We start from the raw sequence: 16,249 nt of genomic DNA on the forward strand, positions 1-16,249 counted from the left end.
TTTATTTTAGGTATATCCAGAGAATGAAATCCTCATTCAGAGAAGAATTGAAAAAGCCGGGGCATTTAACGCCACGGCTTGGTTCTTTAAGATTCGGTCATTTGCAAAAAGGTTTCGGCGTCACGCACAGCCAGCTTGATGGCATTCTCCCAGAAATCGCGCTTCGTAATGTCAGCACCCAAATGCTTCATCGCCAAATCCTCCACTGTCATAGAAGCAGTATCGCGCAATAGCGCCATATACTTCTCTTCAAATGCGTTTTTTTCTTCAAGCGCCAGCGCGTAAATGCCAAGAGAAAACAGGTAGCCGAATGTATAAGGGAAATTGTAAAACGGCACCCTCGTGATGTGAAAGTGAAGTTTTGATGCCCAAAAAAGCGGATGATATTCTTCTAACGCATTGCAGTATGCCTCTCTTTGCGCCTCTTCCATCAGCTCATTCAAGCGGCTGGCCGGTACCACTCCCCGCTTTCGTTCCTCGTAGAATCTCGTTTCGAATAGAAATCTTGCGTGAATGTTCATGAAGAACGCAACACTTCTTTGCACTTTATCCTCCAGAAGAACAAGCTTTTCTTCCTTGGTCTCGGCCTGCTGGACAGTCGCGTCCGCCACTATCATCTCTGCAAACGTTGAAGCTGTTTCTGCAACGTTCATGGCGTAGGAGCGGTTTAACGGCCTGACGTTGAGCATTGCTTCCTGATGGAACGCGTGCCCGAGTTCATGCGCAAGGGTAGAGACATTTGAGGCGCTGCCCGAAAATGTCATGAAAATCCGGGATTCCCCGCTGTCCGGAAAGCTAGTGCAAAAGCCACCGACTCTTTTTCCGCTCCTGTCTTCCGCCTCAATCCAGCCGTCCCGAAACGCTTTTTCAGTGAATGAGGACAGCTTTTTGCCAAACGTTGAAAACTGGCTGGTAATGATATTTGCGGCTTCATCATACGAATAGACCTTTCCGTCAGAACCGATCGGTGCCTCAACATCGTACCAGCTGAGTTTTTCAAGGCCGAGCATGGATGCTTTCCGGTTCAAAAACTGAACGAACGGCTTCTTGTTTTCAGTGATGACCTGCCACATCGTATCAAGTGTTTCTTTTTTCATCCTGTTGATTTGCAGCGGTTCCTTCAGGACATTCTCCCAGCCACGCGCTTTATAGGTTTCAAGCCGGAATCCCGCCAAATGATTCAGCGTGCTGCTGAAAAGATCCTGCTTGCTCTCCCAAGCTTGGCGGAAACGTTCATATACTGTTTTTCTGACAACACGGTCTTGATGGTCCATCATATTCTCCGCCTGACCGACAGACAATTGCTTGTTTTCACCGTTTTCCTCATACGGGATCGTCATTTTCCCGACAACCATATTGTATAAGTCACTCCAAGCGTGATATCCGTCCACCGCAAGGTTTCCAATCAGTTTTTCTTTACCTGGGCTAAGCTTTTCGGCAACCCTCTGTCTTCTTTCATTTAATATGTAAGATACATCGCGTAATCCCGGTTTTGTTAACAACTCATTCCACACATCTTGATCAATGTCTACAAGTTTATGATCTAATGTAACGAGCGACGATTGAAAATCTGCGGAAAGCCGGTTCATGAGTGCCTGATGCTCTATAGCCTTTTGATCATTGATATTCTGGGCCTGGAGGCAGGCAACAAACGCGCCGGCCTGCTGAAGCTTGACGGATGTCTGTTCGAATAAATCAAGCAACGCGGTCAGCCCTTTAGCCTCTTCAGGCGATTCAGGCACCTGAAACGCATCAGTCCTGTCTTGAAATGCACGCAGACTTTGTGACAGCTTCTCAATATATCCTTTGAATTCTTCCGATTGGCTCCCGCCCTTAAAAAATGAATCAAGATCCCATCTTTGGCCTACCCCTTGCAGCGCCATATCACAAAACCCCTTTCCTTCTTTTGTTCTATTATAGAACAATTCTGAATTGTTGTATAAAAATTTCTTTTTACAGACGTCATTTCCTGTTCAAGATTGTACAATAGCTATAGCAGTTTAATAGGAGGTATAGGATGAATAAAAAAATAGCCATCGTAACAGGAGCGTCCAGCGGCTTCGGTCTGCTGGCAGCTGTAAAGCTTGCCCGATCATTTTTCGTGATAGCCACATCAAGACAGCCTGAAAAAGCGGAACAGCTTCGGGAATTGGCTGCAGCACACAATGTGTCTGATTCCATTCTCATTACAGCTCTCGATGTCACCGATGAACAATCTATAGTCTCATTCGGAAAAGCCGTTAGTGCTTACGCCCCGATCGACTTACTCGTTAACAACGCCGGAACGGCTTATGGAGGTTTTGTCGAGGATGTGCCGATGGAACATTTCAGACAACAATTTGAAACGAACGTCTTCGGAGTGATCCATGTGACAAAAACCGTGCTGCCTTACATAAGAAAGCATGGCGGCGCAAAGATTATAAACGTGAGCAGCATCAGCGGACTGACCGGATTCCCAGCGCTGTCACCATATGTTTCTTCTAAGCATGCATTGGAAGGTTTTTCTGAAAGCCTGCGTATCGAGCTGCTTCCGTTCGGTATCGAAACCGCTTTGATCGAGCCGGGCTCATACAAGACATCGATCTGGTCAACGTCATTATCAAATTTTATGTCGGTGCCTGCTGACGATTCAGCCTATCATCAATACTATAAAAAGATCCTTTCCTACGTTGAAAAAAACGGAGAAGAAAGCGGAGATCCCCAAGAGGTTGCCGACCTCATTTATCAATTGGCAACAAAACAGCATATCAAGAAATTGCGATACCCGATCGGAAAGGGCATCAAGCTCACCCTGCTGTTCCGATCGCTTTTTCCTTGGTCTGCGTGGGAGTCTATCCTGAAGAAAAAGCTATTCAGCTGATCTAAATTATAATTATTATAATTTAGTATTGATTTTTATTTAGTATATGATATAATTAAGTCAACAGATCACAAGGAGGACGTTATCTTATGAAAACTGAAAACGCAAAAACAAATCAAACATTAGTTGAGAATTCAATGAACACACAATTATCAAACTGGTTTCTTTTATACTCTAAGCTCCACCGTTTTCATTGGTATGTGAAAGGGCCTCATTTCTTTACATTGCACGAGAAATTTGAAGAACTTTATGACCATGCGGCTGAAACAGTGGATACCATCGCTGAGCGCCTGCTGGCGATTGGCGGACAGCCTGTTGCCACAGTGAAAGAATACACTGAGCATGCATCTATCACAGACGGCGGAAACGAAACATCAGCTTCAGAAATGGTACAAGCATTGGTAAACGACTACAAACAAATCAGCAGCGAATCTAAATTTGTGATCGGCCTGGCTGAAGAAAATCAAGACAATGCGACAGCGGACTTGTTTGTCGGATTAATTGAAGAAGTTGAAAAACAAGTGTGGATGCTTTCCTCTTACTTAGGATAAAAAAAGCTGAACCCTATTTGGGTTCAGCTTTTTGTTTTTTCTTAGCTTGAACTGCTTTCTGTCTGCTTGGTCAGTGTCGCGTTCAACGTTTTCGTTTTTCCCTTTCGCAGCACTTGGATTGTTGTTTTATCTCCGACTTTTAAGTCTTTGTAAAGGATCTGACGGATATCCGCACTGCTTTCCACGTCTTTACCGTTTAGTTTGACAATGACATCCTCAGATTTAATACCTGCTTTTTCTGCCGGCGAATTTGCTTGAACTTCTTTTACATAAACACCTTTGCCCAATTGATCTCCAAACAGGCCGAGCGTATTTTCCTGATAGGTTTCAGGAACTTGTGACATGTCAATCATCTGCACGCCTAAAAACGGACGGTCCACCTTCCCGTTTTGCAGCAGCTGGTCAACAATCGGCTCGACATCATTGCTTGGGATCGCAAATCCAAGTGATTCCACGCCGCTTTCACTCACCTTCAAGCTGTTGATGCCGATGACCTGGCCGCTTGCATTGATTAATGGGCCTCCGCTGTTCCCCGGATTGATCGCTGCATCGGTTTGCAGCACGTTCATTTCCACCGTCCCTTGTGTTGTATCCACATCAATTGTCCGGTTCAGTCCGCTAATGATGCCTTGTGTCACCGTACCGGAAAACTGCTGTCCGAGCGGGTTACCGATAGCGATTACCTTTTCGCCAGTGCGCAGCTGTGAAGAATCACCAAAGCTCGCCACTTTTTTGACGTTCTTGCTGCTGATTTCCAAAACTGCCAAATCAGTAATGGTATCGCTGCCGACAAGCTTGGCAGTTTCCGTTTCTCCGTTGTATAGCGTAACAGTCAGCTTGTTCGCGCCTTCAACGACATGGTTGTTTGTAATGATATACGCTTTATCACTGTCTTTTTTGAAAATAACACCTGACCCGGTTCCGCTTTCACTTTCTGAGCTGGAGCCTCCTCCCGTGCCGAATGTGTTATTTTGAGAGGTTTGGATATTTGAGATTCCGACAATCGTAGGCTCTAAATCCTCTACCATATCAGCGATGTTTGATGCGTTCGTTATCGGCGCCGTTGTAAAATTATCAGACTGCACCTGTTTATTTGCGGAAGCGGTCTCGGTCGCCTGATTTTGGTCTGACGGCAGATAAGGCGCGATGCCAAGCATGAGGCCCCCGCCGATAATACCGCCTAAAATCGGGCTCAGCCATGCGGCTCTCCGTTTCTTTTCTTTTTTCACAGCCGTTTCTTGCTTTTCCATTTCTAAAGCAGAAGCCGTTTCCTGCCGTCCCGCTTCATACGACACAGGCGCGTCAAGCAATTCTTGTTCAGAATGTCCAATCAGCTTCTGGTTTTCTGTATTCTGCTGTTCTGTATGTGAAGGTTCAGTTTGATGTTGATCGTTTTGGCCATCACGTCGATAATCCATGTTCTTACACTCCTTTAACGGTTATTCATTTATCGTTACATATTCATCGCATGTACAAGTTCAATTGTCCCAATAATGAGGAGAAAAGCAAAGCACCAAAATAGAATATGTTTGATCATCCTACATCTTCCTCGCTCTTTTTCTCTTCCTTTCTTCCCTTATACATATCATAAACAAACATTGTGGGATAAAAATGAAAAGAATATGTGAAATTATGAAAATTGCCTGCCGTATGTTAAAACTAGTTTATAATGACGTTGAAAGGATGTGAAGTGCCTTGTCATACACCATTTATCTAGTTGAAGATGAGGATAACCTGAATGAACTGCTGACGAAGTATTTAGAGAATGAGGGCTGGAACATTACATCTTTTACGAAAGGTGAAGACGCCAGAAAGAAAATGACACCGTCTCCCCACCTATGGATTCTCGATATCATGCTGCCGGATACCGACGGCTATACATTAATAAAAGAAATCAAGGCGAAAGATCCTGACGTGCCGGTCATTTTTATTTCCGCCCGAGATGCGGATATTGACAGAGTGCTTGGCTTAGAGCTTGGCAGCAATGACTACATTTCAAAGCCGTTTCTGCCGCGGGAGCTGATTATCCGTGTGCAAAAGCTGCTGCAGCTCGTATATAAGGAAGCTCCTCCTGTACAGAAAAATGAAATTGCCGTCTCCTCGTATCGGGTCGCTGAAGACGCCCGCGAGGTCTATGACGAAAACGGGAATATCATCAATTTGACGTCAAAGGAATTTGATCTGCTGCTATTATTTATCCATCATAAAGGGCATCCGTACTCTCGTGAGGATATCCTCCTAAAAGTGTGGGGACATGACTACTTCGGAACAGACCGGGTCGTTGATGATCTCGTCCGGAGACTGCGCAGAAAGATGCCTGAATTGAAGGTGGAGACGATTTACGGTTTCGGCTACAGGATGATGTCATCATGAAAAACAAGCCGCTCGCGTTTCAGATATGGGTTGTCATATCCGGCATCCTGTTAGCGATATCGATTTTACTGCTTGTGTTATTTTCAAACACGCTGCGTGATTTTTTCACTAATGAAACGTATACGACGATTGAAAATGAGCAGCATGTTCTGACAGAGTACCGCCTGCCAGGTTCGATTGAAAGGCGCTATTACAGCGAGGAGGCGACGGCGCCGACAACTGTCCGCTCCGTACAGCACGTGCTCCTTCCTGAAAATGAAGAGGCTTCTTCAGACAAGGATTTAAGCATTCTGTCATCTTCATTTATCCACAAGGTGTACAAGCTGGCTGATAAGCAGGAAGCTAAAAAGAAACGTTACAGCGCCGACGTCAATGGAGAGAAAGTGTTTTTTGTCATTAAAAAGGGACTTTCCGTCAATGGACAATCAGCGATGATGCTCTCTTACGCGCTTGATTCTTATCGGGACGATTTGGCCTATACCTTGTTCAAACAGCTTCTGTTTATTATAGCTGTCGTCATTTTATTAAGCTGGATTCCGGCTATTTGGCTTGCAAAGTATTTATCAAGGCCTCTTGTATCATTTGAAAAACACGTCAAACGGATTTCTGAACAGGATTGGGATGACCCAGTAAAAGTGGACCGGAAAGATGAAATCGGCAAATTGGGCCATACCATCGAAGAGATGCGCCAAAAGCTTGTGCAAAAGGATGAAACAGAAAGAACTCTATTGCAAAATATCTCTCATGATTTAAAAACGCCGGTCATGGTCATCAGAGGCTATACACAATCAATTAAAGACGGGATTTTTCCTAAAGGAGACCTTGAAAACACTGTAGATGTTATTGAATGCGAAGCCCTTAAGCTGGAGAAAAAAATAAAGGATTTATTATATTTAACGAAGCTGGATTATTTAGCGAAGCAAAAAGTGCAGCACTACATGTTCAGTATTGTGGAAGTGACAGAAGAAGTCATCGAACGATTGAAATGGGCGCGGAAAGAACTATCGTGGGAAATTGATGTAGAAGAGGATATTTTGATGCCGGGCGATCCGGAGCAATGGAACAAACTCCTCGAAAACATTCTGGAAAATCAAATCCGCTATGCTGAGACAAAAATAGAAATCAGCATGAAACAAGATGATCGAAATATCGTGATCACCATTAAAAATGACGGTCCGCATATTGAAGATGAGATGCTCTCCAGCCTCTATGAGCCTTTTAATAAAGGGAAGAAAGGCGAATTCGGCATTGGTCTAAGCATCGTAAAACGAATTTTAACTCTTCATAAGGCATCTATCTCAATTGAAAATGACAAAACGGGTGTAACGTACCGCATAGCAGTGCCAAAATAGACTGTAGATGTTTTGCAGTCTATTTTTTTATGTGAAAGAATAGCCGTTAAAATCTCTGTAATTTGTTTTGAGCGGCTGTTTGCATTGATGAACCCATTTTTTCTCTGACAAGGTCTGCTTCGGATATTTGACTTTCTCCACTTTGATTCCTCTGTTTCGCAAGCGGCTGATCATTTCGTCCAATTCTCTCATTCTAGATTCACCCTTTCGCTTGAGCTTTGACCATTCGGTCATCTCAATTTATAATATAAATAATACATGATAAAAAAACAAGTTACAATAAGGTTAATTTTATAACAGACGGTGTGACTATATGGTCATATCCTAGCAGGCCTCCGGGCTCCGAAAGGGTGGAACCATTGAAGGAAAAAGAAAAACTGATTATTGAAACAGCCTTAAAACTATTTGCCCAAAAAGGATACAACTCAACATCAGTCCAGGAAATCGCAAAAGAATGCAAAATATCTAAAGGCGCTTTTTATATTTATTTTCCTTCGAAAGAAGCGCTTCTTCTCTCTATGCTGAACTACTATTATGATAAAACGTTTACCCGAATTTTAAATATTAAAACGAAGGGCGACAGCCCCAGAACGGCTTACCGTAAACAGCTGACCGTCCTCTATGAAAACATTCTTGAACACAAAGATTTTATCAGCATGCAGTTGAAGGAGGGTTCTCTGCCTTACACAGAAGAAGTGGAGCAATGCGCAAAAAAAATCCGCCAGTCCTCACTTCAATTTCATATCGACAGCCTGCTGAACATCTATGGAAAAAAAGCGGAACCGTACACTGCTGAGCTTTGTTTTTTAATAGAGGGCATCAGCCAGATTTACCTGGAATGCATGATTTTGCTCGGGTACACTGTGAAGCCGTCTCAATTAGCTGATATCATTATGAATCGAATTGATGATATGGTAAAAGGCATGTCTGAACGAAACGATAAGCCTTTCATCACATTGGAAGAGGCGAGCTCTTTATTCGGGCCTCTTACGCACGGACGGCCTGACCCGCTGACTGAATCGATTGTGAAAAGCCTACGTGACAAAATTAACAGCTTAAACACAAACTCCTCTCTTGAATTATCGGAGAGCTTGGACATACTTGAAGCAGAAATGAAGAAAAAAACACCGAAGCTGGCGATCATAAAAGGAATGATTCATAATCTGACGGAGTCTGAAGCTCTCGCCAAAGATGCGGAACAGCTTAAATATTTATTAAAACAGCAACATATTTAGAAGAACGGCTGCTTAAAAAGCAGCCGTTCTTTCTTTCTATTACGCCTTTGGTTTTACCATGTCTTCCGGCTTAACCATTTCGTTAAATTGCTCCTCTGTCAGCAATTCAAGCTTCAAAGCTGCTTCTTTGAGCGTCAATCCCTCTTTATGGGCAAGCTTGGCGATTTTCGCCGCGTTTTCATAACCGATATGCGGGTTCAGCGCCGTAACAAGCATTAATGAATTTGACAGGTTTTCCTGAATGGTTTCTTTATTAGGCTCAATACCGACAGCACATTTATCATGGAATGAATTCATGCCGTCACTGAGCAGCTGCACAGATTGCAGGAAGTTGTAAATAATAACAGGCTTAAACACGTTCAGTTCAAAGTTTCCCTGACTCGCAGCAAAGCCGATTGTCGCATCGTTCCCCATGATTTGCGCTGCGATCATTGTTAACGCTTCGCTTTGTGTCGGGTTGACTTTACCAGGCATAATGGAGCTTCCCGGCTCATTTTCAGGAATGACGATCTCGCCGATGCCGCAGCGAGGTCCGCTTGCGAGCCATCTGACATCGTTCGCGATTTTCATTAAGTCCGCCGCAAGCGCTTTTAATGCGCCATGCGCATAAGTGATTTCGTCATGGCTTGTCAGCGCGTGGAATTTATTCGGTGAACTGCTAAACGTTTGGCCGGTCAGCTTAGTGATCTCTTCTGAGACAAGCTCTCCAAACTCTGGGTGGGCGTTGATACCCGTTCCGACAGCCGTTCCACCAATTGCAAGCGCACGCATTTTATCTGTCGCTTCCAAAATCATTTCCTTCGAACGGTCCAGCATGTGAACCCATCCGCTGATTTCCTGTCCGAGGGTCAGTGGCGTAGCATCCTGAAGATGCGTGCGCCCGATTTTGACAATATCATTGTATGCTTTTGCTTTTTCATCCAGTGTATTGCGAAGCTGATCAAGCGCCGGCACAAGCTGCTCGTAAACAGCCAAAACAGCGGCAACATGCATCGCAGTCGGGAATGTGTCGTTTGAGCTTTGGCTTCGGTTCACGTCATCATTTGGATGAATCGTTTGATCAGAGTTCTTCTCTTTTAATAAAGCAGTCGCACGGTTGGCTACCACTTCGTTCATGTTCATATTGCTTTGTGTGCCGCTTCCGGTCTGCCATACGACAAGCGGGAAGTTGTCATCGTACTTGCCTTTGAGCACATCATCACAAACCGCTGCAATCGCTTCTGCTTTTTCAGCATCCAGATTGCCGAGGCGTTTATTAGCTAGAGCTGTGCTTCGTTTTAATATTGCAAACGCCTTCACAACACGCATCGGCATTTTTTCAGAACCGATCTTAAAGTTCTCCTTGCTTCGCTGTGTTTGGGCGCCCCAAAATTTATCAGCAGGAACTTTTACTTCTCCCATGGTGTCTCGTTCAATTCTGTATTCCATTTATGTATCCCTCCATAACGGTTGCTTCAATAGATCATAATTCGCCAATGACACAAAAAATCCTTTTTATTTTTCGATCTTGGCAGATTTTAATTTTAATTCAAGATATACGCGGGAATCCTTTGAATATTTGTATTTTGGATTCGTCCTTCCGTACTCCTTTGATGTATAAGAGACATCATAATGCTTTTCAAATGATCTAATGAGCTGTTCAATTTCTTCTTGTTTTCCAGCTAGCCTTACCTGTGCCACTTCGTATCCTCCGCTTTCATAAAAAAACTTACTCCATGAAATACTCTAACACAGTATATCATTTTTTTAACAGGAAAAGATAACCTCTACTAAGGTTTTGGATAAGAGGTGACCTCATTGGAACAAACAGAGTTTAAGGAATATATACACGATAATTTAGCATTGGTGCTGCCAAAATTAAAAGAAAACGATGATCTGGTGAAAAACAAAAAAATGCTTGCGAACGGACTGGTTTTTTACTATCTCTATTTCAGTGAACTGACTGATGAGAATAAGGTGTCAGAAGCCATTAAAACTTTAATTAAAGATGAGGAGACCTTAACGCTTGACCAGGTCAAAAAACGCCTTGACCAGCTTGACGCAAGACCTGTTGAAACCGCAAAAAAAACGATTGAATCGATTCTCAACGGCAATTGTGCTGTGTTTATCAACGGATTGGATAAAGCCTATATTCTGACCACAGGAAAGAAAAAAACAAGAAGCCTGACAGAGCCGACAACTGAAAAAGTGGTACGCGGCCCAAAAGTTGCGTTTGTAGAGGATATTGATACAAATCTCGCTCTGATCAGACAAAGAACCTCTCATCCGAAATTGATCACCAAAAAAATCATGATCGGCGAAAACAAGCTGAAGCCCGCAGCCATTATGTACATTGAGGGCAAAGCGAAAAAGTCCGTCATAAAAGAAGTGAAGGCGCGGCTTAAAAATATCCAGCTGGAAGATATCCAGGACAGCGGAACGCTCGAGGAGCTCATTGAAGATAATAAATATTCACCATTTCCGCAGATACAAAATACGGAAAGACCTGACAAAGTATCTTCAGCCCTGTTTAACGGCCGTGTGGCAATTTTGGTCGACAGTTCACCATTTGTGCTGCTGGTGCCGGTTTCTCTCGGCATCCTGATGCAATCCCCGGATGACTACTATGAACGCTGGATTTCAGCATCTCTTATCCGGTCGCTGCGCTTTGCTTCTATCTTTATCACCTTGTTTTTGTCATCGATTTATATAGCACTTGTTTCCTTCCATCAGGGGCTGCTGCCGACCGCGCTCGCCGTTACAATTTCGGCGAACAGGGAAAACGTGCCGTTCCCTCCGATATTTGAAGCCCTGCTGATGGAAGTCACCATCGAGCTGCTAAGGGAAGCCGGACTGCGACTCCCCAATCCGCTCGGACAGACGATCGGCCTCGTTGGGGGCGTAGTCATCGGACAGGCTGCTGTAGAAGCGAATCTCGTCAGTTCGATTATGGTCATTGTCGTCAGTGTCATTGCCCTGGCATCCTTTACCGTTCCTCAATACGGAATGGGTCTGTCTTTCCGGGTGCTGCGTTTTATTTCGATGTTTTCCGCCGCTATTTTAGGGCTGTACGGCATTATTTTATTTATGCTTGTCGTTTATACGCACTTAACGAGACAAACGAGCTTTGGGTCTCCGTATTTTTCGCCAAACGGATTCTTTAGCCTGAAAAATACGGATGACTCCATTATCCGTCTCCCAATTAAAAACAAACCAAAAGAGGCGAATAATCCAAATGAGCCAAAAACAGACTCCACTGAAACTTAATACCTTTCAAGGTATTTCTATTGTTGCAAATACAATGCTTGGGGCCGGACTTTTAACATTGCCGCGAGCGCTGACCACTAAGGCTAATACGCCTGACGGCTGGATCACGCTGATATTAGAAGGTTTCATTTTTATTTTCTTCATTTATTTAAACACGCTCATTCAGAAAAAACATCAATACCCTTCACTCTTTGAATATTTGAAGGAAGGGCTTGGGAAATGGATCGGCAGCATCATCGGCCTTTTGATCTGCGGCTATTTCCTCGGCGTAGCCAGCTTCGAGACACGGGCAATGGCTGAAATGGTGAAGTTTTTCCTGCTGGAGAGAACCCCAATTCAAGTCATTATTTTAACGTTTATTTGCTGCGGTATTTATTTAATCGTCGGGGGTTTAAGTGATGTGTCGCGGCTGTTTCCCTTTTATTTAACGGTAACCATTATTATTTTGCTGGTTGTGTTTGGGATCAGTTTTAAAATTTTTGATATTAATAATTTGCGTCCTGTTTTAGGCGAAGGCCTTGGACCCATTGCAAACTCCCTTACCGTCGTTTCCATCTCTTTTTTAGGAATGGAAGTGATGCTGTTTCTTCCTGAACATATGAAGAAAAAGAAATACACGTTCAGATATGCGTCTCTAGGATTTCTGATTCCGATTATCTTATATATCCTTACGTATATTATCGTTGTCGGAGCTTTGACCGCTCCCGAGGTAAAAACGCTGATTTGGCCGACTATTTCTCTCTTTCAGTCCTTTGAGCTTAAAGGCATATTTATTGAACGGTTTGAATCGTTTTTACTGGTGGTCTGGATCATCCAGTTTTTCACCACATTTGTCATTTACGGATACTTTGCCGCTAACGGGCTAAAGAAGACATTCGGATTATCGACTAAAACAAGCATGGTGATTATCGGCATAACGGTCTTTTATTTTTCTCTCTGGCCGGATGACGCCAATCAAGTCATGGTGTATAGCGATTATCTTGGCTATATTTTTGTCTCCCTGTTTCTGCTTCCCTTCATTCTCTTTTTCATTGTAGCTCTCAAGAGGAGGATTACAGCAAAATGAAAATCCGGATTTTATGTATGTTTATATGCACCCTATTGCTGTCCGGATGCTGGGACAGTGAGAATATCGAGGAATTAAGCTTAGTGATCGGAGTAGGGCTAGACAAGCCTGACGATGAAAACTTAGAGCTGACACAGCAAATTCTCGTGCCGAAAAAAATCAGTGCCAAGGAGGGCTCTTCATCTGATCCGACACAGCTTTCTATCACAAAGGGTGAAACTGTCCATCAAATGATGAGAACCTCTGCATTAAAGCATAATCCTACGTTTTCACAGCATTTGCGTCTCATTCTGCTTTCCAAAAGCGTGATTGCGGATCAAATTGGAATGGACGCGATCATTAACCAGTTTGTCAGAGACAACGGAACAAGGAGGAGTTCCTATGTCTTTATCACCAACGGCCGAACTAAGGATATATTTAACATGAATGATGAAGGCGAACCCGCATCCAACGTGATATATGATCTGACAGAGAATAATAAGGTGACGATCAGAATGATGGAGCCAGTTACATTGGGGGAGATCTCAGAACACTTAACCTCTGACGATTCATTCCTCATCCCTCATGTCGGTAAGGAAAACGGCAAGCTCGCGATAAACGGAGCCTCTATCATCAAAAATAAATTATGGCACCGGGATCTCACCCCGATTGAGGTTCAAAATATTAACTTATTTTCAGGCACTGTCGAGGGAGGCGTCATTGACTTGAAGCGCGATGGCCATCTCTTTTCTTATGAAGTATATTCGAGCAATCGGAAGATCAAGACGGCCTATAAGGACGGAAAGTTCAAATTCACCGTCACCCGCACTATTGAAGGTCGTCTATCTGAGGACTGGAATCCCAGTGAAGATTCGTTTAAGGATTCATATATTAAAAGCATTGAAAAGGCAGTCGAAAAACGAATACACAAAACAGTAACGACATTTATTACAGAGAAGCTGCAGAAAGAGATCAAAGCGGATGTGACCGGATTGGGAAACCAAGTCAGAATTCATTATCCTCAAAAGTGGAAAAAGATCGCAAGAAAATGGGATGATGATTATTTCAGCAATGCGGAAATAGACTACCGGGTCAATGTGATTGTCAGAGACTTCGGAACGAAAGGCGCAAACAAATAGGAGCCGCCTATTTGACGAGATGATTTCGATGCGCGTACACCGCCGCCTGCGTCCGGTCACTGACATCCAGCTTTGATAAAATATTGGTAATATGTGTTTTGACTGTTTTAATCGTAATAAACAGTTCCTCGCCTATTTCTTTGTTTGTCTTTCCTTCTGCGATCAGGCAGAGTATTTCGAGCTCCCGTTTCGTCAGCGATTCATGCGGGAGCGCGTTTTCACCTGAGTGGCGCAGCCTGGATAATACTTTTCCCGCCACTTTTGACTCCAGCTTCGGCTCTCCCTTGCTTGCGGCGCGGATGGCATCGGCGATTTCTGCCGCTTTTGAGGTTTTCAACAGATAGCTGAGCGCGCCAGCTTCAATAACCGGGTACACTTTGTCATCATCAATGAAGCTAGTGAGCACAATAATTTTCGGGTCGGAAAGCTCCCGGCAAATTTGCTTTGTAGCTTCAATGCCATCCATGCCCTCCATGACAAGGTCCATTAAAATGACATCCGGCGACAGTTCCGCAGCAAGCCGAACACCTTCGCTGCCGTCCGATGCTTCGCCGATGACTTCAATATCGGGCTGCGCCTCCAAAAAAGCCGCGAGCCCCATTCTGACCATTTCATGATCATCAATCAATAATACTCGAATCACGTTCGTTCTCTCCTTTTTCTTCCGGGAAAATCGGGACCTTCACTTCAATTTGGGTGCCTTTTCCTTCTACTGAAATCACTTCGGCGACCCCGCCGATTTCACTTGCACGTTCCTTCATAGAATTCAAGCCGTATGAGGATGCTTTCACCTGGTCCATTTTAAAGCCTTTTCCATTATCAATCACCTTCAGACGGAGCTGGCTGTTCTTTATGCCCAGAATCACGGTTACTTTTGACGCTTTTGAATGTCTAAATACGTTTGAAAGGGCCTCCTGCACGATTCTGAACAAGTGGTCTTCAACACCCTTGGATATCGCTGTGTCCTGTATATCCCACTCAATATCAATCGGCTGCTTTTTTCGGAACTCGTCCAAAAGCTCCGTAAGGCCCTCCTTCAGCCCTTTTCCTTCAAGGGTAACAGGCCGTAAATGGAGCAGCAGCGCCCTCATCTCATTTTGGGCTTCGCCTGCCATATGCTCGACCATCCTGATCCGCTTGACTGTTTTGTCATCAGCATCCTTGACATGTTCCAGCACGGCTGATGTCATCATCGATATGGCAAAGAGCTGCTGGCTGACCGCATCATGAAGATCTCTAGCCAATCGCTGGCGTTCTTCTGAGATAACCGACTTCTTCATTTGAGCCTGCCATTCCGCACGTTCATTGGAAAGTTTCTGGAGGGATGCGACTTGAAGCTCCACGCGCTTCGCCATTTCGTTCAGCTGATCAGCAGCCAGGCCGATTTCATCATCACCGAGCGGCGGTATCCGATAAGCGAAATTGCCGTTTTCAAAGGTTAAAATGGATTCAATTAATGTATCAATCCTTGTCTTCAACCGGTTGCCGTACATATACCCTGAGGCGAAACCGACGGTCACGCTGATCAGAAGCAAAATCAGGATAAACGGAATTCCGAACCAGCTAGATGACAGCAAAACAAGCGGATCGAGCCGATAGTAAAACATCATAAAAGAAATCAGGCAAACAAAAAGGAGCAGGCTGATTCCCGTTGTCATGCGGATGGCGCGCCATTGGAGGCTGGCAAGCATTTTTTTTCTCATACGTACTTCACATCCACATCACCGATAAATAAGGAAACGGACACTTTGACACGGCGCTTTGACTCGCTGAAATCGGTTGACGCGGCATATACCTTCGTGCTTAATCCGCTTTTCTTCGAGCCGATCAGATTGATGTCACCTATAAAAACAGCTGAGCTGACAGCCACTTCAAGGTCCGATGGTACATAAATATCAACGTTTCCAATGACTCCGCTAATGACGATTGTACTTTCTCCCTCAGGAATCATCGCTTTAGATAAATCGATTTTGATATCACCGATAAAACCAGAGACATTTAAATCATTCAGGTCAAACGGCTGCTTCATCATTTGCAGCTCACCGATAAAAAAGCTGCGCATGTCGGGATGTTTTACATCTTTTGGCGGATCATGATGTTCTTTTTTATTGAGATTGACCTGTTTCTCATTCGGTTCGAATATCGGCTTCCCTTTGACAAGCCTGTAGCCGGCGTAAATCAGAAATGCGGCAAACGCATAGCCGAATAAATTAAAGGTGATGCTGAAGAGGTTTTTCAAAAATAGAAACGCGGCAAAGATATACATGACGGAGCCAAGCCAATCACGGGAATATTTTTTAAGGAAATAGCCGGCAATCAGAAAAAAGAGCGGCCAAAACAGCAGATCGCCTATTCCGATAATTTGCAAAAACATACTGATGCCGAATAAAGCAATGATCAATCCGAGAAGCTGTTTTTTTGTCATTCCTGGTGTCCGCCTCCTTTCTT

16 protein-coding genes are annotated in these 16,249 nt (G+C 44.0%); 8 read left to right on the forward strand and 8 right to left on the reverse strand.

Annotated elements, in window-relative coordinates; translation table 11 throughout:
• Positions 1–86: 86 nt before the first annotated feature.
• Positions 87–1,883 (reverse strand): M3 family oligoendopeptidase, encoded by a 1,797-nt coding sequence (locus FB592_RS01065; RefSeq protein WP_141949168.1) that lies wholly within the window; start codon positions 1,881–1,883, stop codon positions 87–89.
• A gap of 134 nt (positions 1,884–2,017) precedes the next feature.
• Here FB592_RS01065 and FB592_RS01070 point away from each other — a divergent pair, with 134 nt between their 5' ends.
• Both FB592_RS01070 and mrgA read left to right on the forward strand, forming a co-directional pair.
• Positions 2,018–2,860, forward strand: a complete 843-nt coding sequence (locus tag FB592_RS01070; RefSeq protein WP_141949169.1) for an oxidoreductase — start codon at positions 2,018–2,020, stop codon at positions 2,858–2,860.
• A gap of 89 nt (positions 2,861–2,949) precedes the next feature.
• Positions 2,950–3,411, forward strand: a complete 462-nt coding sequence (gene mrgA, locus FB592_RS01075; RefSeq protein WP_014477938.1) for a metalloregulation DNA-binding stress protein MgrA — start codon at positions 2,950–2,952, stop codon at positions 3,409–3,411.
• Between the two features lie 41 nt (positions 3,412–3,452).
• On the opposite strand, the gene htrB is transcribed toward mrgA, so the two are convergent.
• A complete protein-coding gene (gene htrB, locus FB592_RS01080) occupies positions 3,453–4,829 on the reverse strand; it encodes a serine protease Do-like protein HtrB (RefSeq protein WP_032726833.1) in 1,377 nt (458 codons plus the stop codon).
• 277 nt (positions 4,830–5,106) lie between these two features.
• Here htrB and cssR point away from each other — a divergent pair, with 277 nt between their 5' ends.
• Complete coding sequence (gene cssR, locus FB592_RS01085; protein WP_003228529.1) at positions 5,107–5,784, forward strand: two-component system response regulator CssR; 678 nt, start codon at positions 5,107–5,109, stop codon at positions 5,782–5,784.
• Positions 5,781–7,136 carry a two-component system sensor histidine kinase CssS gene (cssS, locus tag FB592_RS01090; RefSeq protein ID WP_141949170.1) on the forward strand — a complete coding sequence of 452 codons (1,356 nt, stop codon included), beginning with the start codon at positions 5,781–5,783 and terminating at the stop codon, positions 7,134–7,136. The genes cssR and cssS overlap by 4 nt, the downstream gene beginning before the upstream one ends.
• A gap of 27 nt (positions 7,137–7,163) precedes the next feature.
• Here cssS and spxO read toward each other — a convergent pair whose 3' ends face one another.
• Positions 7,164–7,328, reverse strand: a complete 165-nt coding sequence (spxO, locus tag FB592_RS01095; RefSeq protein ID WP_003221681.1) for an anti-adapter protein SpxO — start codon at positions 7,326–7,328, stop codon at positions 7,164–7,166.
• A gap of 167 nt (positions 7,329–7,495) precedes the next feature.
• Here spxO and FB592_RS01100 point away from each other — a divergent pair, with 167 nt between their 5' ends.
• Positions 7,496–8,371, forward strand: a complete 876-nt coding sequence (locus tag FB592_RS01100; protein WP_003243192.1) for a TetR/AcrR family transcriptional regulator — start codon at positions 7,496–7,498, stop codon at positions 8,369–8,371.
• A 39-nt stretch (positions 8,372–8,410) separates the two neighbouring features.
• Here the strand turns inward: FB592_RS01100 and fumC are convergent, their stop codons facing one another.
• Positions 8,411–9,799 (reverse strand): class II fumarate hydratase, encoded by a 1,389-nt coding sequence (gene fumC, locus FB592_RS01105; protein ID WP_003228523.1) that lies wholly within the window; start codon positions 9,797–9,799, stop codon positions 8,411–8,413.
• A 66-nt stretch (positions 9,800–9,865) separates the two neighbouring features.
• A complete protein-coding gene (locus FB592_RS01110) occupies positions 9,866–10,051 on the reverse strand; it encodes a YvzF family protein (protein ID WP_003221676.1) in 186 nt (61 codons plus the stop codon).
• A gap of 117 nt (positions 10,052–10,168) precedes the next feature.
• Between FB592_RS01110 and gerAA the strand changes: the two genes are divergently transcribed.
• The 3 genes from gerAA to gerAC are packed head-to-tail and all read left to right on the forward strand — an operon-like array spanning position 10,169 to position 13,801.
• Positions 10,169–11,617: a spore germination receptor protein GerAA gene (gene gerAA / locus FB592_RS01115; RefSeq protein WP_032726836.1), complete on the forward strand. Its 1,449-nt coding sequence runs from the start codon at positions 10,169–10,171 to the stop codon at positions 11,615–11,617.
• Positions 11,586–12,683, forward strand: a complete 1,098-nt coding sequence (gene gerAB, locus FB592_RS01120) for a spore germination receptor protein GerAB (protein WP_021480573.1) — start codon at positions 11,586–11,588, stop codon at positions 12,681–12,683. Before gerAA ends, gerAB begins: the two co-directional genes overlap by 32 nt.
• Positions 12,680–13,801, forward strand: coding sequence for a spore germination receptor protein GerAC (gerAC, locus tag FB592_RS01125; RefSeq protein ID WP_021480574.1), 1,122 nt, complete (start codon positions 12,680–12,682; stop codon positions 13,799–13,801). The genes gerAB and gerAC overlap by 4 nt, the downstream gene beginning before the upstream one ends.
• 7 nt (positions 13,802–13,808) lie before the next feature.
• Here gerAC and liaR read toward each other — a convergent pair whose 3' ends face one another.
• The 3 genes from liaR to liaF are packed head-to-tail and all read right to left on the reverse strand — an operon-like array spanning position 13,809 to position 16,226.
• Positions 13,809–14,444 (reverse strand): two-component system response regulator LiaR, encoded by a 636-nt coding sequence (liaR, locus tag FB592_RS01130; protein ID WP_021480575.1) that lies wholly within the window; start codon positions 14,442–14,444, stop codon positions 13,809–13,811.
• Positions 14,422–15,504, reverse strand: coding sequence for a two-component system sensor histidine kinase LiaS (gene liaS / locus FB592_RS01135; protein ID WP_003244464.1), 1,083 nt, complete (start codon positions 15,502–15,504; stop codon positions 14,422–14,424). The genes liaR and liaS overlap by 23 nt, the downstream gene beginning before the upstream one ends.
• Entirely contained in the window at positions 15,501–16,226 is a 726-nt protein-coding gene (liaF, locus tag FB592_RS01140; protein ID WP_003228510.1) for a LiaRS two-component regulatory system accessory protein LiaF, read from the reverse strand. Before liaF ends, liaS begins: the two co-directional genes overlap by 4 nt.
• Positions 16,227–16,249 lie beyond the last annotated feature (23 nt).

Source organism: Bacillus sp. SJZ110, from assembly GCF_006715455.1.
In the GTDB taxonomy this organism is placed as follows: domain Bacteria; phylum Bacillota; class Bacilli; order Bacillales; family Bacillaceae; genus Bacillus; species Bacillus subtilis.

Coding starts and splice junctions, on each gene's coding strand:
- fumC (WP_003228523.1), bottom strand. CDS start 9,799: ATGGAATACAGAATTGAACGAGACACCATGGGAGAAGTAAAAGTTCCT.
- htrB (WP_032726833.1), bottom strand. CDS start 4,829: ATGGATTATCGACGTGATGGCCAAAACGATCAACATCAAACTGAACCT.
- cssS (WP_141949170.1), top strand. CDS start 5,781: ATGAAAAACAAGCCGCTCGCGTTTCAGATATGGGTTGTCATATCCGGC.
- FB592_RS01070 (WP_141949169.1), top strand. CDS start 2,018: ATGAATAAAAAAATAGCCATCGTAACAGGAGCGTCCAGCGGCTTCGGT.
- gerAB (WP_021480573.1), top strand. CDS start 11,586: ATGAGCCAAAAACAGACTCCACTGAAACTTAATACCTTTCAAGGTATT.
- spxO (WP_003221681.1), bottom strand. CDS start 7,328: ATGAGAGAATTGGACGAAATGATCAGCCGCTTGCGAAACAGAGGAATC.
- mrgA (WP_014477938.1), top strand. CDS start 2,950: ATGAAAACTGAAAACGCAAAAACAAATCAAACATTAGTTGAGAATTCA.
- liaS (WP_003244464.1), bottom strand. CDS start 15,504: ATGAGAAAAAAAATGCTTGCCAGCCTCCAATGGCGCGCCATCCGCATG.
- liaF (WP_003228510.1), bottom strand. CDS start 16,226: ATGACAAAAAAACAGCTTCTCGGATTGATCATTGCTTTATTCGGCATC.
- gerAC (WP_021480574.1), top strand. CDS start 12,680: ATGAAAATCCGGATTTTATGTATGTTTATATGCACCCTATTGCTGTCC.
- FB592_RS01065 (WP_141949168.1), bottom strand. CDS start 1,883: ATGGCGCTGCAAGGGGTAGGCCAAAGATGGGATCTTGATTCATTTTTT.